The sequence below is a fragment of the Ensifer adhaerens genome (genome assembly GCF_000697965.2).
Classification (GTDB): domain Bacteria; phylum Pseudomonadota; class Alphaproteobacteria; order Rhizobiales; family Rhizobiaceae; genus Ensifer; species Ensifer adhaerens.
Genome location: NZ_CP015882.1, coordinates 527,971 through 548,109 on the forward strand (window position 1 = coordinate 527,971; position 20,139 = coordinate 548,109).

At 59.4% G+C, this 20,139-nt stretch carries 21 protein-coding genes; 10 read left to right on the top strand and 11 right to left on the bottom strand.

Features of this window, described 5'->3' with window-relative positions; genetic code table 11:
• Positions 1-121 precede the first annotated feature (121 nt).
• Positions 122-424, bottom strand: a complete 303-nt coding sequence (locus FA04_RS34690) for a DUF982 domain-containing protein (RefSeq protein WP_082566340.1) — start codon at positions 422-424, stop codon at positions 122-124.
• Between the two features lie 1,303 nt (positions 425-1,727).
• On the bottom strand, positions 1,728-2,375 hold the full coding sequence (locus tag FA04_RS30110) for an MOSC domain-containing protein (protein WP_034799919.1): 648 nt from the start codon (positions 2,373-2,375) through the stop codon (positions 1,728-1,730).
• 929 nt (positions 2,376-3,304) lie between these two features.
• Between FA04_RS30110 and FA04_RS34695 the strand changes: the two genes are divergently transcribed.
• Together FA04_RS34695 and FA04_RS30120 are read left to right on the top strand one after the other, a co-directional pair.
• Positions 3,305-5,317: a methyl-accepting chemotaxis protein gene (locus tag FA04_RS34695; protein ID WP_234798878.1), complete on the top strand. Its 2,013-nt coding sequence runs from the start codon at positions 3,305-3,307 to the stop codon at positions 5,315-5,317.
• A gap of 367 nt (positions 5,318-5,684) precedes the next feature.
• Positions 5,685-5,876 carry a hypothetical protein gene (locus FA04_RS30120; RefSeq protein WP_034799920.1) on the top strand — a complete coding sequence of 64 codons (192 nt, stop codon included), beginning with the start codon at positions 5,685-5,687 and terminating at the stop codon, positions 5,874-5,876.
• Between the two features lie 528 nt (positions 5,877-6,404).
• Here FA04_RS30120 and FA04_RS35465 read toward each other — a convergent pair.
• The 3 genes from FA04_RS35465 to FA04_RS30130 all read right to left on the bottom strand — a co-directional run bounded on the left by FA04_RS35465 (position 6,405) and on the right by FA04_RS30130 (position 7,965).
• Entirely contained in the window at positions 6,405-6,929 is a 525-nt protein-coding gene (locus FA04_RS35465) for a hypothetical protein (protein WP_134886620.1), read from the bottom strand.
• Positions 6,930-6,968: 39 nt separating this feature from the next.
• Positions 6,969-7,490, bottom strand: coding sequence for a hypothetical protein (locus tag FA04_RS30125; protein WP_156553121.1), 522 nt, complete (start codon positions 7,488-7,490; stop codon positions 6,969-6,971).
• A 91-nt stretch (positions 7,491-7,581) separates the two neighbouring features.
• Complete coding sequence (locus FA04_RS30130; RefSeq protein WP_034799921.1) at positions 7,582-7,965, bottom strand: hypothetical protein; 384 nt, start codon at positions 7,963-7,965, stop codon at positions 7,582-7,584.
• A 221-nt stretch (positions 7,966-8,186) separates the two neighbouring features.
• Here FA04_RS30130 and FA04_RS36455 point away from each other — a divergent pair, with 221 nt between their 5' ends.
• Positions 8,187-8,315, top strand: a complete 129-nt coding sequence (locus tag FA04_RS36455) for a hypothetical protein (RefSeq protein ID WP_255382115.1) — start codon at positions 8,187-8,189, stop codon at positions 8,313-8,315.
• Positions 8,316-8,403: 88 nt separating this feature from the next.
• Here FA04_RS36455 and FA04_RS30135 read toward each other — a convergent pair whose 3' ends face one another.
• The 6 genes from FA04_RS30135 to FA04_RS30160 form a co-directional block, all read right to left on the bottom strand.
• Complete coding sequence (locus FA04_RS30135; RefSeq protein ID WP_034799922.1) at positions 8,404-8,646, bottom strand: hypothetical protein; 243 nt, start codon at positions 8,644-8,646, stop codon at positions 8,404-8,406.
• A gap of 328 nt (positions 8,647-8,974) precedes the next feature.
• On the bottom strand, positions 8,975-9,235 hold the full coding sequence (locus tag FA04_RS30140) for a hypothetical protein (protein WP_234798879.1): 261 nt from the start codon (positions 9,233-9,235) through the stop codon (positions 8,975-8,977).
• A gap of 101 nt (positions 9,236-9,336) precedes the next feature.
• Positions 9,337-9,594, bottom strand: a complete 258-nt coding sequence (locus tag FA04_RS30145) for a hypothetical protein (RefSeq protein ID WP_034799927.1) — start codon at positions 9,592-9,594, stop codon at positions 9,337-9,339.
• A 26-nt stretch (positions 9,595-9,620) separates the two neighbouring features.
• Positions 9,621-9,803 (bottom strand): hypothetical protein, encoded by a 183-nt coding sequence (locus FA04_RS30150; protein ID WP_034799928.1) that lies wholly within the window; start codon positions 9,801-9,803, stop codon positions 9,621-9,623.
• 556 nt (positions 9,804-10,359) lie between these two features.
• Positions 10,360-10,836, bottom strand: a complete 477-nt coding sequence (locus tag FA04_RS30155) for an Lrp/AsnC family transcriptional regulator (RefSeq protein WP_034799930.1) — start codon at positions 10,834-10,836, stop codon at positions 10,360-10,362.
• Positions 10,837-10,873: 37 nt separating this feature from the next.
• Positions 10,874-11,476, bottom strand: coding sequence for an amino acid synthesis family protein (locus FA04_RS30160; RefSeq protein ID WP_034799931.1), 603 nt, complete (start codon positions 11,474-11,476; stop codon positions 10,874-10,876).
• A gap of 296 nt (positions 11,477-11,772) precedes the next feature.
• Between FA04_RS30160 and FA04_RS30165 the strand changes: the two genes are divergently transcribed.
• The 7 genes from FA04_RS30165 to FA04_RS30195 all read left to right on the top strand — a co-directional run bounded on the left by FA04_RS30165 (position 11,773) and on the right by FA04_RS30195 (position 20,087).
• Positions 11,773-13,116 (top strand): amidohydrolase, encoded by a 1,344-nt coding sequence (locus FA04_RS30165; protein ID WP_034799932.1) that lies wholly within the window; start codon positions 11,773-11,775, stop codon positions 13,114-13,116.
• A 171-nt stretch (positions 13,117-13,287) separates the two neighbouring features.
• Entirely contained in the window at positions 13,288-15,090 is a 1,803-nt protein-coding gene (locus tag FA04_RS30170; RefSeq protein ID WP_034799934.1) for a helix-turn-helix domain-containing protein, read from the top strand.
• A gap of 180 nt (positions 15,091-15,270) precedes the next feature.
• Entirely contained in the window at positions 15,271-16,266 is a 996-nt protein-coding gene (locus FA04_RS30175; protein ID WP_034799936.1) for a flavin reductase, read from the top strand.
• Between the two features lies 1 nt (position 16,267).
• On the top strand, positions 16,268-17,782 hold the full coding sequence (locus FA04_RS30180; protein ID WP_034799937.1) for an aldehyde dehydrogenase: 1,515 nt from the start codon (positions 16,268-16,270) through the stop codon (positions 17,780-17,782).
• A 34-nt stretch (positions 17,783-17,816) separates the two neighbouring features.
• Entirely contained in the window at positions 17,817-18,893 is a 1,077-nt protein-coding gene (locus FA04_RS30185; RefSeq protein ID WP_034799938.1) for an LLM class flavin-dependent oxidoreductase, read from the top strand.
• 2 nt (positions 18,894-18,895) lie between these two features.
• The gene (locus FA04_RS30190; protein ID WP_034799940.1) at positions 18,896-19,705 is read left to right on the top strand and encodes an alpha/beta fold hydrolase; all 810 of its coding nucleotides are present in this window, start codon (positions 18,896-18,898) and stop codon (positions 19,703-19,705) included.
• On the top strand, positions 19,698-20,087 hold the full coding sequence (locus tag FA04_RS30195) for a carboxymuconolactone decarboxylase family protein (RefSeq protein ID WP_034799942.1): 390 nt from the start codon (positions 19,698-19,700) through the stop codon (positions 20,085-20,087). Before FA04_RS30190 ends, FA04_RS30195 begins: the two co-directional genes overlap by 8 nt.
• Positions 20,088-20,139: the final 52 nt, after the last annotated feature.

Here is a 20,139-nt window from a genome sequence, read left to right on the forward strand (position 1 = left end):
GCACGTTCGTGGTCGATCTCGCCGGTACGGATGCCGTGGACTCCGGGATTTTCACCTGGGATATCGTCCGGGACCTCGCCTACGGAGATTCGCGGAACTAGTTCCGAAGCGGTACTCCTGGTCAGGCCAGTGGCTTGCCGTGAGGTCCCGAACGCGCATGATAGTGGGCAGCGACGCCTGACGTTTGCATATTAGCCTCCATGCACGCACCAATGAAGGCCTCGCGCGCGACTGCAGAGGGAACCGAACGGTTCAGCGCGCCCCGGCATGTCGTCACGGCTCGTTCATAGCCCTGTCCGTGCCGTATCGGCCATTCATGCTCTAGAAAATCCAGCGCGTCGTAAACTGATGCGAATAGGCGGTTCGTTCCTGACTGTAAGCGAACAGATAATGGAACCGCCCAAAGTACCTCAGGAAGGCGCATGATGTCCCCCTTCCGTATCCTAACAGTTTGATAAAATAGAAATAAACTATAGATGACACTATACAGGTAGGGGCTTCGTTCTTCAACGTCCATGCACTAGTCATCTCGGGCGGCAACCTAGTACGTTCGCCGTACGGGGTGGCGAGAACTCCGTTCTGGAGGTATCAGCTACCGGCCAAGGGCCCTTCAAAGCGCCACCTTCGTCGTCTCAAATCGATGGACAAAGAGTTATGGCGTCTGGGGCCTCCACGGAGACATCACTGTCAGTTGGCCGCCCGCTTGAGCCCCCAGATACGCATGAGTTCATTCGGCCCTGAAATGCCGGCGTTGCGGACGGATGGGTCGGCCGAGTTCCTTTTGGTCTGTCCCACCCGCACGGGCAAACCATGTCTGAAGCCGTCCAAAAGGTAGTACGACAGCTGGATTTGCTTGGGCCCTTCCAGCGGCTCAGCGTACCCCACTCTTTTTCCTGTACTCGTCCGGACTCGGGCACAATCTTCAGCACGTTCAGCCGCTGTAAAAAAAACGCCCGCGTCGGCATTATGAGGGTCGACGACCCTTGTACAGTGCCAGATGGACAAGGGCGGCCACTCTTTCTGCGTCGGCGAGCCCGCACCAGATCACCCCTTTCGTCAGGCGATCGGATGGCGGCCGTGTCCATCTCACGCATCGCCCCACCCGTGGAAACACGACCAAATAAACACGGGATCGATAGACGCCGTGACTGCGGCAGGTGTGTTCAAAAATCTGTCGGATCAACGTTGCCATTTTCTCGGAACAAGTGCTGCCTGTTCGACGTTGAGCGACATTCGTCGGCTTCCACGGCCTTATAGGACGCGTGAGGCGACCAGCACATGCAGGACGGTAGTTAACGATGACACACGGCAATCAAGAGGCAATCGCTGGGAAAACATGCGTCACTGCAAAACCCACTCGCGCGCGCTCAGTCGAACCTTTCGAGACAGTCTACAACGGCCACTACGATCTCACGGAATTTATTGCCATCTACAAGTTACAACCTTTGGAAGCCCGCGAGATCCTGGAACGCATAGGCCCCTCACGGACGAAGCTCGACGCATACATGAATGAGCTTCGCGTTCAGGCCCAGAAGTAGTCAAAAGTCGCCCACGTCCTCGATCGTTCGGGGTGACGACCGCGATCAGCAAGTGCTCCGTCTGAACGACTCAACCGCGCCGGCGCTCGTTAAGCGGAGGGGGATGGGGTCGGAGGCAAGTGATGGATGAGCCTCCGGCGGCACTATGGGCGACCAAGAGGCGGATACCAGGCCACACTGCGTACCATCCTAAAACTTGATCAGGCCGTTCGAAAGAAAGGCCCGCAGCTTGGCGTGCACCGGCACGGACTGATAGAGGGCAATTAGTTCTGGCGACCCCCTCTTGCCATGGTGTCTTGCCATCTCTGTCATCGAGATGCGCTCTCCGGCGTAAGGCACGTACCGCACGAGCGCTCCTGCGGTGACGTAGCCGGGGTGAATAACACGGCAGTAAAAGCCGGGGCGAGCGACCTTTTTGTATAGTTTGGGAAAGCCATGATCTCCCATTCTATCCCCAAGTACTCGGCACGGCATCCGGGGCGCTGTTACTTCCATCACGAGATCGCCTATTAGGAGATGGTCGCCGACCGACACGATCTGGTTGTCCAAACCTGCAATACACAGATTTTCGCCAAATAGCCCGTGATTGATAGGCTTGTTGAGCGCCCTTTGCCACCAAAGGCGGGTTAGGTTTCCTTCAACGTAAACCGCCTGCTCGGGACCGCCGTGGTATTTTCCATTACAAACGGCGTCGTCTGCAAGACCCTCGAATCCAACGAAGACCGTTTCGCCTGTTGGGTGCTTGTTGATCCCGGTTTTCATCTTCTTGCCGGGTCTTTCTTCGGGTTTGCCAATGCACACCGCCAACACCTTCAGATCTCGCGTTGCAGCCTTCATGTACAGCCAACCTCCTCAATGATGCGCTTGCTCTCCCAGCGGTGCCTCATCCGCGAGCGCGCTTTGTGCCTGCCACCTTTTACGGTTGTTATGGAACCTCCTTTCTTCAAAGGGCGCAACATCGACCATCGATCCTCATAGCGAGGTAGGCGAGTGTTTGGCGCGACGCCTACTTCATCTCTATATGAGCGGCACCCGAAACCCGTGGGACCTTGGACTTCGCCTCACCGGGACTTGCCGCGTGGTTTCATCCTCTCCGCAGCCGAGCAGCAAGGCGGAAGTTCGGGATTTCCTCTCCGAATTATCAGCGTGAGCGGTGAGCCTTACTACCTTCATGAAGGCGGCAGGGTCGGTATCAAATCTAGGGAGGGGGAGAACGACGCAGTCTTCGAAAGGCGAACGTTTCTCGCTCGCTCCACTAAACAGTTGGAACCGCCGCCAGTTCCTATCCTCGCAATGAGCGTGCCGCCGGTTGCGTAAGCGTTCGGCTTCGCTTGCGCTCGAATTGAGCGATTTAAAGATGGGCGCCACGACCTGCGGGCGCCCCAGGGGAGCGGTGCTGCGCAAGTTTATATTTGCGGGGGGCATAAGAACAAGGTCTCAGGTCTCACCCGGAAATTGTATTTTCCAGCGGTGAAACCAAAATCTGCATTCCTCGCCGTTTGTGGGTGGAAATTGCCCCGGTTACACAATCGAATAAACTACAAATTCACTTGATAATTATTGCAACTCAAAGGTGAGATTGCAGACTATGCTGATGCCGTCTCGTATCAGTGACCCCATTATCCGTTCAATAACCAATTTATTCTATAGGATACTTGCTTCGGGCAATGCAGCCCGGTCCACCTGCTTTCATGTGAGGTATGGCCACTGGCGATAGAAATGAGTTCGGCACGCCAGCAGCGATATCCACATCAGGAATCGTCTTCATGAGAATTAAGAGCCAATTTATCGTTCTGGCATCGGTCACCGGTATGACCATGGCTGGCCTCATCACCAGTCTTTGGGGCTACGCGGGTGCAGCAGCTGATGTTACGCGGGCTTACGACCAGAAATATCACTCGTACATGCTGGCTGACAACTTCCGGCAATCGTCGGACGATTTGACTCGCCTCGTGCGTACCTACGCCGAGACGGGGGACCCTTCCTTCAAGGACCAATACAATGCGGTCGTTGAAATCCGCAATGGAACGCGACCGCGGCCCGAAGACTATCACCGCATCTATTGGGATTTCGTCGCAGGCGGGGACGCAAAGCCGCGTCCTGACGCAACGGCCGTTTCTATGCAAGATCTGATGCAGCAGGCTGGTTTCACCAAAGAGGAATTCGCCCTCCTCGGCGAGGCGGGAAAGCGCTCTGATGCGCTGATCAAGCTTGAAACCGAGGCGATGGCGCTCGTTGACAACGCCGCCAAACTTGGCCCCGAAGCCAAGAGCAAGGCGACGAAAATGCTGAACTCGCCGGACTATCACCGATTCAAGGCCGAGATCATGAAGCCGGTGGATGCTTTCTATGTGAAACTGGAGCATCGCACGCAAGCGGCCGTCGACGAGGCCAGTGTCAAGGCATCGTTCTATTGGATGCTCATCACCATCGCCATGTCCGCTTTGGCGCTCATGCTTTTCATCGTCGGATTCGTCACCTTCAAACGAATTATCGGGGGCATGTACAAGCTTGGGACTTCCATGGGCCTCGTTGCTGAGGGTCAACTGGACGCGCAGATCGAACTTGCTCGCAATGCCGACGAAATCGGCGACATGGGCAAGGCCCTCGAAGTCTTCCGCCAGGGCGCGATCACCAACCGGCGGCTTGAGCAGGAAGCTCAGGAAAGCCGCAAACGCGCCGAAGTCGAGCGCATTGCGATGCAGGAAAAGGCCGAAAATGATGCCGCTGAACGCTTGCGCGTCGCAACGTCGGGCCTTGCAGCCGGCCTCAAGAGACTGGCATCAGGCGATCTGGCCTTCCAGATTAACGATGCCTTCGCGCAGGATTTTGAGACACTTCGCCACGATTTCAATCAGTCCGTTGCTCAACTCGGCACGACCCTTGTGCAGATTTCCGGGTCAATTTCGACCCTCGATACCGGCACGCGCGAGATCGCGGTCGGAACCGACGACCTTTCGAAACGGACCGAGCAACAGGCTGCGTCGCTCGAAGAGACCGCGGCGGCGCTTGACCAGATTACAGTCAACGTCGCCAATTCCTCCAAGCGAACTGAGGAGGCAAAGGGGGTTGCAAGCCGCGCCAACCGTTCGGCAGCCGAATCCGCCCAGGTCGTATCCCACGCCGAAGAGGCCATGCGAAAGATCGAGGAAAGCTCACAGCAGATTTCCAACATCATCGGCGTTATCGACGAGATCGCTTTTCAGACGAACCTCCTCGCTCTCAACGCCGGCGTTGAGGCGGCCCGGGCGGGAGAAGCCGGCAAGGGCTTTGCGGTCGTTGCCCAGGAAGTTCGAGAACTCGCCCAGCGTTCTGCACAGGCTGCCAAGGAAATCAAAGGCCTGATCCACAACTCTTCCGCAGAGGTGGACAACGGTGTGAAACTCGTCCGTGACGCAGGCTCTGCGTTGAAAACGATCAGTGGCTTCATTGTTGAAATCAACACCCACATGGAATCGATCGCCACATCTGCGAAAGAGCAGTCCGCCGGGCTTGCCGAAGTCAACACCGCAGTTAACGCGATGGATCAGACGACGCAGCAGAATGCGGCAATGGTGGAGCAGTCCAATGCGGCTTCCAACACACTTGCGAATGAGGCGGTGCGCCTCAGAGGACTTGTCAGCCAATTCAAACTCCAAGGCGCAACTCAGAGTCCCTTGGCGAACGCGCGAACGACCACAAGAAACGACAGCTCTCAGCCGCATCGGTCGACGCGTAGGACGGCAGCCTACCACGGCAATGCAGCACTCGATGTCAGCAGCGACTGGCAGGAGTTCTGAGCCGCCCGGCCGTCAAAGCAGGTAGAAATACGGGCCTGGCAAGTTTGCCAGGTTTGCTGGCTGCTTTTAGCTGGCGCCCTTCTGTGGTTCCAAGGTGCGACGTTGACCATTTCAGGAGCCATGGTCAACGTCGTTCAATTTGGATCGCAGCTAGGTCTCGGTATGGCGGAACACAACGCATGCGGGCACCTGCAGCACTGCTCAGTCACAGGAAATCGACTTGCGGGAAACCCGCGATCCGATGCCACTGAATTTAGTTTGCTCCTCACCAATCGTTTACTTCCTAACGGCTGCTCCATGAGTATCATCGCCTTGATGCCGGGGGCGGCGTCATTCGGGGCAATTTGTCGTCTTGGGAGAGCAACAAATGAACCTGGAGAATTCGAGCATCGCACCGAACGACGTTGCGCTGCTCCAGAGCGTGCTTGACGCATGGTGCCGTCATCAAAAGATCAGCCGAAAAGACGCCACAGCGGAAGCGAAAATCCTCATCAACGAGTATCGAAGAGGCGTTCGTTCTCAGATCGGGTTGATCGACGCGCTCGCCAAGCAGCAGTAGGAGCCGATGGCTTCCCATCGGCCATTTCGCGGGAACAGTTGCTGAGGGTGCATCGGCGCCATCAGCTTTTGGACCCTTCGCAAGCCGTCATCGTTCCACCGGATTGCTGCAACATCGAAGTTGGAGCAGTCTGCCCGCGGACGTCGCCCTCTGACGGGCCGCGTCCAATAGCGATGCGAAGTACTTCCTGCCTCCCAGCCACTTGCACAGAAGGTCGCCGAGTGGGGTTCAGGATTAACGAGGTGCGAGGCAGTCCTCACAAATGCCGCAACCGTCGACATCCATCAGTGAGGCGAGGTGCTTCTGTTGGCAACAGAGGCACACTACGGTATCGGACGTGTTTCGTGGCTCGCGTTCAGGCGGAAGAATTTCGATCTCTCTTTCAGAACTGGCACGGGTTGTCTGTCGATTCATCTCGGGGCTCCGTGTCGAAGACGCCATAGAGATAGGAAGCCGTTAAACCGACGCAAGATGTCGATCGCGACGCTGCTTAAAGCGGGACCTAGATGGGGGCGATCCAGCTCGCATTTAATGCGCCTCAAACCGATCCAGCATACTCTGAAGTACCGCATTTTCCTGTCGAAGCTTCCGAACCAGACGCTTTTTCAGCCGGAGGTTTGCATCCTGGAGTGACGCCAGCTCGTCAACAGTGACTGCAATTGCAATGTGCACTGACTTTGTTGGCACGCGCCGCGCCAAACCCGTCGAACGAGGACGCTTCGAACGCTCGGGCGGCTTTACCGGGAAGGTGGCGTTGGCTGACGCATCTGCCGAGCTTGTCTTGGGGACGACACTCTCTTCTGGCACTTCTGGTTGACTAGCGGTTGTTGGGGCATCATCGACCGCCGCAGCCACCGAATTGAGCGGTTCCGTAACCTCCGGTGGCTGGTCACCAATTCGAGCTTCAGCCAGAAACAGATGTGGGACTTCGGCCTCCGCCTCACGCACAAATGCCTTCAGATCGGTGTCGCCCCAAATAGGGGCTGGTCGACCTGTCGAACGTCGGCGCGCCGATTTCACTTCGACAATGAACTTTCGCTGTTGTGGCTTCATCGATATCCAGGGACCAAAGCTGGTTCAGCGCGTAAAGCGTCAAAATCGCTCTAGCATCTTCTTGAGTTGGGCGTTCTGTAGCACCAGCTTCTCCGAAAGCTGACGCCTTAGCATTCTTATTTCCTCATCCAGGGCGGCCACGTCATCGGCTAAAGAGATCGGCTGCTTGGGAGCACGGAGGCTCGGTGAGCCATACTCGACCCGAGGATCCACCGCAACGGAGGCGCTTGATCTCTTGTCTCTTGTTTGCCGTTGGTGTGGTTTGCGTGCGGGTCGATCCGCCTGCTCGGGCGCCTGACCGCCCAAAAGGTTTGTGCTGTGGCTGGCGGTCTCGAAATCAACCGCATTTGCTCCGCCGGTCCGGACATTGTTTTTGACTTCGCTCGGCTCCGGGTCGGCAGCGTTTGTGACCGCATCCGTCGTTTGAGTACTTGCAGGAGGATCCATTCCTGCCAAGGGCGCATCCGAGCTTTCGCTCACGGGCTCCGATATAGATTCCCGGGGCTCGACAGCTCTGCCTCTTGAGGTCAGATCAAGTAAGAACTTCCATGGTGATTTCATGATATCTCGTCATCCAGGATTGCGCCATGCCATCTCCGAAGGATGCTTTGACGAAGACCGATCGCGTAGACGATCGGTCTTTCATTAACACTCAGCTGAGCCCGAGCCGCTTGCGCAACTCAGCATTCTCGGCCCGCAACTTGTCGCCGAGCTCCCGGCGAAGCCGCGAATTCTCTTTCTCCAGCTGAAGAAGATCCGCGATCTCGTCATGTACTTGCGATTGCGCGGCCGTCCTCTTGTCGTCGTTCTTCCTTGCGGCGTTCTTCCTTGCGGCGCGCTTCGGTTGACTTGCAGTTTTCGCCTCGGCCGAAGTTTCCTTGCGCTTCCGGCCTTTCCCGGCGCTCGGTGCGGGGCTTGACTCTGCCGTGGCAGCGTCCACTTTTTTTGCTCGTGGTCCGCGCTTCTTAGGCGCTGCCACTTCCGCCGGAGCGGTCGCAGTAACCTGGTTGTCGTCCAATTTGACCTCATCTGCCATAAGTCTATTTCCTCTCTGCGGATCGAAAGCATTTGTCCGACGCGCGAAATATGACAGCCACACCACCCGCGGTCGAGACATCAACGATATCACTGCTACATTGCGCGAGGCCGACCGAGGCAAGTTTGCCAGCGACGAAGATGTGGCGACGTTGTCGGAAGGAAGTCAAGTCTGCCCGTCAATCATGAGTGGGGGGCCTATCCGCTGGTTAGGGCTCTGCAGTGCTTGATGAGATCGGCGCGCTTATCGAGAAGGGCGATCCGGATGTGACGCCTCGCGTGGTGGAAAAGACATCGTCGACATTGCCCGATCGCTGGCGCGTGCGCAAACGCCTCGATAGCGCCTGGTAAGGAGCATGCATCCAGCGAGTTGGACCTGCTCGGGACTAGGCTCGATTGCTTGACTTTGGCCGGCGGGAGGCGAACCTGCGTCAGGGTGCTATTTGATAAAACCTGGATACTGGACTTCTTCTCGATTCACACCTTCGGAATCTAACCGAATGGGGGCGGGATCTGGGGGGGCGCCCATGTAACTATGTGCGACAAGCCAGTCGCGCAAAATAGTCTCAATTGCGGCGGCTCGACCGGCAGGGGACGGTGAAAGCTCCGGGTCGGTCATGTAGGCCGCGAGCCCGGCTTCGATGTCATCAGCAAGGGGAGGCAGGTCTGCGAAACCGGACATGAAAGACTCCTCTGTATCTCACCGATATAACGAGCTTTCATGGCGCCTGTTCCCAGCGAGTTGAACAATTGCTCCAACGGCTCATTTACCCGACAGCGGAACTCTTGTCGGTGCGAAGCAATTGACGGCATCCGTCGGCGGTAACCATTCGAAGAGAAGCTTCTCGCGCAAGAACCGGCTGTCGGCACGTGGTTCTAAGAGATTGCCTGACGGATACGGCTTGGACGCCGCCCTCTAGGCTATCCTCGCGCTGTGCTCGGACCAGCCGACCGCGGCGATACATGTTTTCATTGGGACATGCCGGCAGCGTGGTTGGCTCTACGTGCAATCAATGCCGTGTGGGCTCCGACGTAAGCTCCACGAAGCGGCCGATTGACCAGAGATAGGCAACGATCTGCCATCTCAGAGGGTCGCGGTTTCCGTATTTCTCTAGTATCCGATCAAGGGTTCTGCTCGCTTGGGTCTGCTCGTCGATTTCGCCAATTACGTAGCTGTCGTGGCCGACAGCGCAAATGTCGCAGCCTACTTCGAGGACGTCGAACACGAATGCCGGTATTTCGCTGGCGTCCATCTGGCGTCGTTCGGTCATGGCTCGACCCTCCGCTGTACTCGTTTGTCAGGGTTCGATCCCTTTGTGCGACAGGGAGAACCCTGTCCCTTCGTAAAGGCATGGGCTTGGGCCGCGGTCGATCATGGAAACAGTCGCTCATCCGTGAGAGTGAGCAGGACGACGACCTCTGTCTGCAAGTCGGCGCAGATCTGTTGATATTCGGTGATTAGCTGGATGCGAGCCGGGTACTCCTGCAAAAGATCGTCGAGAGCCGAGGCGGCCAGCGCGTAAGCCTCAAAGAGATCGAGCAGATCAGGGTCTTTCGCAAGGCGCAGCTGGGGGCGATGGCGGGGTAAAGCCATCTCCAGGCGGGCTCGTCCCAGGTGCATGAGTCTCATGGCTGGTCCCCCGTTTCCGCCAGAGCCTAATTCGAGGGTGCGACCGACGTTGGAAGGACAGTGGCGACTTGCTGGCGAGGGGTGTTCGAGAGCGCGCTGCCCACGAACAGGTAGCCGCCGATGACGACCATCGCCAGGAGCATCACTCCGATCGGAAGCCCTGTCGAGAATTTTCGCTCTGGTTGGTTATAGCGGTATTGCTCGTACATCCTGAGTTCCTTCGATCATCAGCGACACCAGGGCGAACCGAAGGGACGATAGGCCGCCCTGGTGTCGTTGTTCGCCCGCAGCGCGCAGGGGAGCTGGCCATGGGCTAAAAGAAAATCTAGGGCGGCTGGCGTTGGCAGCTACGGTATTAGGACCATTGCGGAGGGATTATCAGACTGAAGTCCCATGGCGGAACATTTTCCCGCACCCTACGTTTCTATGCGCGTTTTCTGCAATTTTCGTGGCAAAGCCTGGAAGCCGCACTCGCCCCCATCAAAGCGCTTTCCGATAAAGAGCTGTCTTAAAAAGTATGGCCCCGTCGGGGGCACGACGAGGCCAGAGGCTCTTGTCGAAGAGACTTCACTGGGGGACATTGGTGAAGCCTTGTGCCTGACCCTGATTGGGGAAACAGAATCAAGACAACGTGGAAACGCCCGCATCGCGAAATCGTTCCGGGATCTCAGCAAGAAAAGATGGCCTCGAGCGAGGTGCAGGAAACGTCTTGTTCCGAAAAGGTGAACGCGCCGGCGCAAAGGCGAAGTCAAATCGAAAAAGGGGTCAAGTCGCCACGAGAAGCGACACTGGCACAACTGGGTCTTCCTTGACGGTCCTCGTGACGACGTAGGTGAAGTAGCGGGCGATTCCGAGTTCGCAGTCGAGAAGCGTGTCGATCAGGCGCTGGTAGGCGTCGATGTCGGCAGCGACGATCTTCAGGACATAGTCAACTCCACCGCCGACTGACCAGCAGCAGACGATTTCGGGAATGTCGCGAACAACCCGCTCGAATCTGTCGAAGTCGACTTGGCGGTGGCTGGCAAGTGTCAATTCGACCATGGCGCTTGCGACGGGGGCTACCCGTCGAAGAGATAGGCGCGCATGATATCCGCTGATGATGCCGGCCTTTTCCAATTTGCGTAGCCGCATCCAGCAGGGCGTGGCAGAAAGGCCCGCCTTTTCTGCGAGTGCAAGCTTGGTGATGCGGCCATCCCGTTGGATGGCGTCGAGGATGCGTAGATCGATCGCGTCAAGTCTCATGGCAAACTCCTGAGGCGGTATCGCGCTCTGGTCTGCGTCAAGCGCTTCCGAGCAATGCCGCCTGTTCTGCTTCCATTTCCGCGATGTCTTGAAAACGGTCGGCGATGCGCGCGTGCGCGCGACCGCTATCGGCAGCGCCGATGGCAACGATGATCTCGTCGGGGCCGGGGGCGTCGGCGATCTGGAAGTTGGCGGTAAGGAAATGCGATCGTTTGCCGTTCTCACTCTTGTGCATCATCGGCAGCGACAACAGAGCGCCCGGCGCATTACGAGTGTTGGCAAATTCGAGGTAGTTCGTGCCGCCGATCGCTTCGCGGAAGGGGTTGCCGAAGCGCAGCGTGTGGATCATCGCCGAGGCATGTTCGATCTCACCGGCGATGCCGACGGCCGCGGCCTTGCCGCAAGCCTCGACCTTATCCGCAGGCATCTGGCGGAGCAGCCGGCCCGTCATCTCCTGGCTAAGTTCACCGGCGATGCGAGTGATTTCCGGCCGCAGATCTTCGACAAAGCCTCGCCCTGCCCAGGGGTTTTGGATCACTGCAGCCACCAAGACGACGTTGACCGGGCGCGGCGCTATCTTGCCGCCTTCGATAAGGGTTTCTTCCAGGAAGGTGCAAATTTTTCGGATGCCGAGGGTCATTGGGACGCCGCTGATAGTGGAAACTTGCGACAACTTACCGGCTCGCTTGGGCATTTCTTCCTCTGTTTCGAGGAAGTGGGCACCGGTCGTTCCTGCAAAAACAAGGATATCCCTGCGTTGAACGACTCCGCTCAATGAGCGAAATCTAGACCGTCTTCTTTATGGAGGAAATTTCGGGCCTTTGTTCCGAGTGGAGAAAAAATGGCATCGGTCTTCCTCCGTCCGTGAGAATGCGCCCGTCTCTGCGCCCGCCCATGGCTCCGCCAACAGGCGACCACCAGATGGAAGGGAACCAAATGAAGACGTTACTGGCGAACACGACCGCCTTGATGCTTGTCCTGCAGCTTTCCGCGGGCACAGCTTACGCTGCGAGCGCACGGCTCGATAGGCTCATCGACCAGAAGTATCCGGAACTCGAGAAGGTCTACAAGGAAGTCCATGCCAATCCTGAACTCGGCTTTCATGAGACACGGACGGCAAAGCGTCTGGCGGCAGAATTGGAGAAGCTTGGCTTCGAGGTGACCGTCGGCTTCGGTGCGGGTACCGCTCTCGTCGGTGTCTTTAGGAATGGCGACGGCCCGACGATCATGCTGCGAACCGAACTCGATGCGCTGCCGATGGAGGAAAAGACCGGGCTCGATTACGCCAGCCGCGTACAGGTGCCGGCAACCCAATGGCCTGGAAACACAGATGAGACGGCAAAGGTCTTTGTCGCCCATAGCTGCGGCCATGATATCCATATGGCGTCATGGCTTGGGGCGGCCCAATTGCTGGTCGAGATGAAGGATGATTGGCATGGAACGCTGCTCCTCGTCGGTGAGCCGGCCGAAGAAATCGGCGGCGGCGCAACGGCCATGCTCAAGGCCGGCCTGTTCGAGAAGTTTCCGAAGCCAGATTTCGGCTTCGCCATGCACGTGAACGGTGATCCCGCCGGCAAAATAACCGCGAAGGACGGTGCCTTCAGCGGAAACTCCGATACGTTCGACTTGACCTTCAAGGGTCGCGGGGCGCATGGCAGCGCTCCGCATCTCTCGATCGATCCGATCGTCCAGGGGGCCCGTTTCGTCACCGATATCCAGGCTGTTGTGAGCCGTGAGAAGGATCCGCGCGAACCGGGCGTGATTACGGTCGGAAGTTTTCAGGCGGGGACTGCGGGCAACATCATCCCCGATCAGGCCAAGCTGAAGTTGACCATGCGTTCGACCACCCCGGAGACGCGCAAGCTGCTGCTGGAGGCGATGCAGCGCGTCGCCAAGACGACGGCGCAATCGGCCATGGCGCCGGAACCGGAACTGCTGCGCATCGGCGGCGGCGCTGTGGCCGGCACGAACTCGTCAGAGCTGATCGGCGACGTCAGGCCGGCATTGGATGCGTCCTTTGACGGCGTCGTCTACGTCCCGACCGCGGTCCAGCCGACGTTGGGCGTCGAGACCTATCCCGAGTTCATAGAAGCAGGCGTGCCTTCCATTTTCTATTGGGTTGGCGGGACCTCACCCGAACAGGTTGAAAAAGCCAGCCAAGAGAACAGGCCCGTTCCCTCCAATCATTCGCCATTTTTCGCTCCGGCCCCGGAGACTTCCATCAAGACGGGGGCGAAGGTTCTGGCGATCTCAGTGCTCGAAAAAGCCGGCGTTGACTGAAGCCTGAATGGGATAGCGGCTTCGAGGTCATCGCCAGTTCGATGACCTCGAACTCGGCGTTGAAGATACTACCTTTCATAGAAAGTTTGGCCGAAGATATCCATCGAAACGAAGTAGACTTGTCCACTACCGGCGCGCATGTTGATTGATAGAAATCAAGAGGCGAGGCAGTTGGATCAGAAGTCCCGGATATTGTCGCTCCGCGACATCGCGAGCCAGATTAACAGCGGTAGCGATCTTCAGACGGCATTGCAGCAGCTCATCGCCGCTGCATGCCGCCATGCGAACTGGGCCCTAGGCTCAATCATGGGGATCGACGCTGCGCATGGGTACGCCTATGTCATCGTGCGCCATGATCCAACGCTGATCGAGCGGCAGCTGCCCGACAAGTGGGAGCTGGCGACCAGCCCCTCCCTGATCGCCTTGCAGCGCAATGAGCCCGTCTATATCAGGGACGCGCGTGCGTCGGGCGAGTTTCCGGGCTACAGAAAAGAGGCCTTCGAGCGCGACTATCGAACGGTGCTCGTCATGCCGATGAACTGCAGGGATGCTGAGGGCCGCCCGATGGTGCTCAGCGTCATCGCCCGCGAGGTGACTGAAGTGTCGGAGGACGACCTTGCTTTTCTCGGCACGATCATCCACCTCGGCGCCATCGCCGTCCAACGGGAACACCGTCTCGAAGCTGAGAAGCGATCCGCCCAGCGGCTGGAACGCGCGCTGGAGGCGCATACGTCGCTGCTCGAACATGTGTTGAGCGACGGGTCGGTCGCATCGCTTTCCAGCATGGTTGGGAAGATGTTGCCGAACCCGGCCGTCGTCGTTGATTTCACGGCCAATCAGGTCGTTGCTGGCCGGTCGCCGAACGCGCTTTACGACGAAGCCGGTTGGCAGCAGGCGGCCGCTACCGTTCTTAGCCGGCCGCTGATGAAGGCAGCCCGTGATGCCGTCGAGCGCGGGACGGCCGACGCCGTGAGCCTCTACCTCGACGACGGCACGCAACGGTTCAAAATAACGGCCCGCATCGAAGCGCTGATGGTCGACAATCAACTGGTTGGGGCGCTCATCATTTTCCCGACGACCCGCGAATTCAGCGATCTCGATCTCCTGATGCTCGACAGCGCCAAGTTTGCATTGAGCGTGCAGATGATGCGAAGCTTCATCCGGTTTCGCTTCGAGACGCGGACGCAGACCGAACTCTTTTTCGAGATCGTGGAGGCGCGGTGGCGTAATGCCGGTGATGTCGCCCAGCGGGCTCAACGGCTCGGGCTCAGCTTCTCAACGCTTCAGCAGATGATCGTCGTCGATTTTCCGAACAAGACGAAGGCATTTGGCGGCGCTTCTGTCGATGTGGAGCACACGCTCTCGCGTGTCATGCAGCAGGCATCCGTTCAGGCAAACCTGATCGCGGTCGAGGGCGGCGTCGTCTGCCTCGTCCCTCATGATACGGGTAAGCGGCAAGAGCGCACGACAAAGCTCGCGCGGCGTATCGCCGAGGAACTCGGCCGCTATTTCGACGAGGCACCTATCGTCGTCGCCAGCAATCGGTGTGCGGCCCTTTCGGACTATCCGCCAGCCTGGGAGCGCTGCGCCCGGATGATCCGCATCGGGCGTTCATTCGGCCTGACCGGGGCGGTCTCCGCCCAGGATTTCGGCCCGCTGCCGATGCTGGTCGCCGCCTGCGAGGCGGGCGACGTGCGCGGCTTCGTGCAGGAGAGCGTGGGCGCCATTGCCGATCACGACCGTGACAACGGTACTCCTTACCTCGAAACCCTGTCGGTGTATCTGCAGGAAGGTTGCCGAAATCAGGCCTGTGCCGATGCTATGGGCCTGCATGTGACGACGCTGCGCTATCGGCTGGCGCGCATCCAGGAACTGTTCGGCGTCGATGTCGAGACGCCGGAAAAGCGCTTTGCCGTCGAGCTCGCGATCCGCCTGCACGGCGTCATCGACAACCGCTCTACCGCCAGCAGTTAGCTTATCTTCATCGGCCAAGTATCGCCTTGTGAGCTCGTCGCCACCGATCTTCTGCGCCTTTGATCGTCTCCTCGGGATCGATGGAGAAGTTCCTTCGCTCCTCCTTTGAAGCCATGGAAGCATGGTCGCCATCACGGCGTTAGCCTCCAACCAACTTGATGGTGAGGAGGCGAGAAGCGCATGGTTGAGACAGCAGCATCGACGGACGTGCCGATTGATCCGATTGCGCTTCGTCGCGCCTTCGGCACGTTTGTAACCGGTGTCACCGTCATCACCACCCGCGACGAAGACGGCACGCCGCGTGGAATGACGGCGAATTCCTTCACGTCGGTTTCGCTCGATCCGCCGCTGCTATTGGTCTGCGTCGCGAAATCCGCGTCGAGCTATCCTGCCTTCACGAATGCGGGATGTTTTGCGGTCAATATCCTCCATGAAGGACAGGTCGACGTCTCGGGAAACTTTGCCTCGAAATCCCCCGACAAATTCCAGTCGGTGACCCACGATCATATCCATACGGGCGCGCCGGTCCTGACTGACAGTCTGACCTGGTTCGATTGCACGACTTACAACACCGTGGACGCCGGCGACCATGCAATCCTGATCGGCCAGGTTCGCGCATTCGGCACCAGTCCCACCGCACCGCTCGGCTTTTGCCGCGGCCGCTATGCCAGTGTGAAGGACCCGCTGCCAAACGGCTGGCTTGCGTCGCATGGGATGATCATCGGCTATCTGATCGAGGCCGGTGAAGGCTTGCTGCTGCGTTCGGATGGCAAGGGCGGCTGGGTTCTGCCGTCAGCACGGCGCCGCAAAGCCGACAGCCAGCTCGTCATCGACGGTGGCGACGCGCTCAGCCTCGTCCCGGACGAGACCTTCCTTTACTCCGTCTTCGATGTCGCCGACAGCGACCCGGGCTACCTGGTCTATCGCGCCCGGCTGGCGGGTGAGGGCGGCGCCGGCACGAGCCTGCCATCCGATCTGCGCTTCTTCCCGCTCCACGATCTTCCTGATGATGCGATCGCGACGCACGAACTGCGATCCATGTTGCGCCGCTACGTGCGCGAGCGGCAAGCCGGCCGCTTCGGCATCTACATGGATTCCGACGACGGCGGCCGTGTGGCGATGATCGACGGCGAAGCTCGCACCTGGCTTCAGACCTCCCAAGACCAAGGACATTGAAATGAAGACGACGGTCAGTTCCATCGAGGGTTCGCGCCAGTTGCTGTTCATCGGCGGGCAGTTCGTGGCACCGAAGAACGGCAACTACATCGCCAGTTTTGACCCGACGACGGGCGAGCCCTGGTATCATTTTGCTGAAGCAGGTGCGGACGATGTCGGGGCAGCCGTCGTTGCTGCCGCCGCCGCCTTCCGCGACCCGGCCTGGCGCCGGATGACGCGGACCGATCGCGGCGCGCTGATGCGCCGTCTCGCCGAACTTGTTCGCGCCAATGCCGATAGGCTGGCGGAAATCGAGACGCGCGACAACGGCAAGCTTCTCAAGGAAACCCGGGCGCAGATGCGCTCGATGCCAGACAGCTACCACTATTTCGCGGGCATGGCCGACAAGCTGCAGGGCGAGACCATTCCAATCAATCGTCTCGATACGCTGAACTTCAACCTGCGCGAACCCTTGGGCGTCGTCGGCATGATCACGCCGTGGAATTCGCCGTTGATGCTTCTGACCGGCACGCTGGCGCCGTGCCTTGCAATCGGCAATACGGTCGTCATCAAGCCCTCGGAACACGCGACCGCCTCGACCTTGGCGCTTGCGGAACTGATCCACGAGGCGGGCTTTCCCGCCGGCGTCGTCAATGTCGTGACGGGTACGGGCCAGAGCGCCGGTGAGGCGCTGACGCGTCATCCTGGCGTTGCGAAATACGTCTTCACAGGCAGCACGGCCACCGGCCGGCGCATCGCCGGCAACGCCGCGCAGAACCTTGTTCCGTGCTCGATGGAGCTTGGCGGCAAGTCGCCTCACGTCGTCTTTGGTGATGTCGATATCGAACATGCGGTCAACGGCGTCGTCTCCGGGGTCTTCGCAGCCGCTGGCCAGACTTGCGTTGCCGGCTCCCGCTGCTTCGTCGAGGAGCGCATCTACGATCGCTTCGTTGAGGCGCTCGTCGCCCGAACGCAACGCATACGGGTCGGTCTCCCGGCGGTCGAGGACACCGACATCGGTCCGCTCGCGCTCGCCGATCAGCTCTCCAAGGTTGAATCCTACGTGGCCTCCGGCGTCAAGGAAGGGGCGCGCGTTGCCGCCGGCGGGCGGCGTCCGCAGCGGCAAGGGCTTTCGTCAGGGGGCTGGTATTTCGAGCCGACAGTGATGGTCGATGCGCAAAACGACATGACCTTCATGCGCGACGAACTCTTCGGTCCGGTGGTCGGCGTCATGCCGTTCCGCGACGAGGAAGAGATGATCCGGCTCGCCAACGATACGCGATACGGCTTGGCTTCCGGCATCTGGACAAAGGACATCGACCGGGCGCTGCGGTTCGCCAACCGGATCGATGCCGGGACCGTCTGGATTAACACCTACCGCTCCGCGTCTTTCATGTCTGCCAACGGCGGCTTCAAGGAAAGCGGCTACGGCCGGCGCGGCGGGTTCGAGGTCATGCACGAGTTCTCGCGGTTGAAGAACGTCATCGTCGACTACTCCGGCGCGATGCAGGACCCCTTCGTCATCCGTCTGAAGTGACAGCAAAAGCACGGGCACAGGAAAGGCAGAAAACATGAAGTTCGCAGTCTCCCTTACGATGGAACGCTTCTCCCCCGATATTCCGATGGAGCAGGTCAAGAGCAACTTGCTGCAACTCGCACGGCTTGCCGACGAAGGCGGCTTCGAAACGCTGTGGACTGCAGAACACCATACGCTGGAATGCACGATCTCCCCCAATCCGTTCCAGACGTTGGTCTGGCTCGCGCAGCACACGGATCGCATCCGGCTCGGCACCTCCACTCTGGTCGCGCCCTATTGGAATCCCATCCGGCTCGCCGGCGAGTCGGCGCTCTGCGATCACCTGACCAATGGCCGCCTGGAGTTCGGGATCGCGCGCGGTTCCTACCAGTACGAGTTCGACCGTATGGCGGGTGGTATTCCGCAGCAGGAGGGGGTGGCCTACATGAAGGAGATCGTGCCGGCCGTGAAGAAGCTCTGGTCCGGCGACTATGCCCATGAGGGACAATACTGGAAGTTTCCGGTCACGGCGGCAGTGCCGAAGCCGCTGCAGCAACCCCACCCGCCCATCTGGGTGGCGGCGCGCGATCCCGGAACCTTCGACTGGGCGATCGCAAACGGCGCCAGTATCCTATCGACGCCGCTCTCCGCGCCGGAAGCCGAAATCCACGTGCTCTCCGAGAAATTTCGCAAGGCGGTCGCCGATCATCCGGAGGTGCCGCGCCCGCGCTTTATGATGCAGCGCCGCACCTGCGTCTATGACCGGCCGGATGGGTGGGAACATGCCGTCAAGCACAGCATGGACTACGGCCGCGCTTTCGAAAACCTCATGCAGAACATCGGCACGGTGCACAACGGCTTCCCCGAGGCAGTGCCCTACGAAGCGGTCAAGGGCAAGGACAACTACAATCCGGACAACATCCGCAAGAACCTGATGTTCGGCACGCCGGACGAAGCGATCGAGAAGCTGTTGGTCTATGAGGCCGCCGGTGTGGACCAGTATTGCTTGGGCCTGACCTTCAATCTGCCGTTCGAGCTGCAGAAGCGGACGCTGGAGCTATTTGTCAGCGAAATCATGCCCTTCTTCGCGGCCCGTGAGAAGGAACAGAAGCGTATCGCGGTGGGTGCCTGAACATGGCAGGAGCTCAGCGCCATACCGTCGGAGAGGTGACGCTCAACTACCGCATCGAGGGAGAAGGCGAACCGCTCGTCTGCATCCACGGCGTCGGCTCCTATCTCGAAGCGTGGTCGGGCGTGGTCGAACGTTTGAAGGACCGGTTCACGATCCTGACATTCGACCTTCGTGGTCATGGCCGCTCCAGCCGGGTCAAGGGCCGCTACGAGATCGACGACTTCGTCAACGAGACGCTGGGGCTTGCCGACGCAGCGGGCTTCCCGACCTTCAATCTTGCAGGCTTTTCGCTGGGCGGCCTGATCGCCCAGCGTCTCGCTCTGACCCACCTTGGACGTCTGCGCAGGCTGGCGCTCTTGTCGACCGTGGCCGGCCGCACGCCGGCCGAGCGTGAGCGGGTTCTCGACCGCCTCGCCGCCCTCAGAGACGGAACGCCTGCCGACCATCACAATGCCTCGCTGTCGCGCTGGCTGACGGAAGAGTTCCAGGAGAACAACCCGCAGGTGATCCAACGGCTAAGGGCGCGGGACGCCGAAAACGACCCCGACTGCTACGCGGCAGCCTATCGTGTGTTGGCGGAAACGGATTTCGGCGGCTTTCTCGACCAGATCCGATGCCCAACGCTGATTGCTACCGGCGAAGACGATGCCGGCTCCAACCCGCGCATGGCGCGCTACATGCACGAGCGCATTCCCGGGTCCGAGCTTCGTATCCTGCCGGGCCTTCGCCATTCCATCTTGATCGAGGCGCCCGACGTCGTGGCAACGCTGATGGGCGAGTTCATGAGCCAGGGGGAGACGGTCGATGGATGAAGCACTGCGAGCAAGGGGAGAGGCCATCCGACGCCAGGTGCTTGGCGATGACTATGTCGATGGGGCAATCGGCAGCAGCGATGCCTTCTCGCGGCCCTTTCAGGATCTGTTGAACGAACATTGCTGGGGCACCGTCTGGACGGACGAAAGCCTCGATCTGAGGAGCCGCAGCCTACTGAACCTCGGAATGCTTGCAGCGCTCAACCGCATGCACGAATTCGGCGTCCACTTTCGCGGGGCGATCCGCAACGGTTTGACCGACGAAGAGCTTCGCGCAGCACTCGTCCAGATCGCGATCTATTGCGGCATTCCCGCAGGCGTCGAAGCGTTCCGTGTGGCCCGGCGCGTCCGCGACGAGATGGCTGAAAAAGGAGAGCGCTGACTTCCACGTTTTTTAGGAAGGGGCAGCGCCGCGCTACCTCGTATCGCCGGAA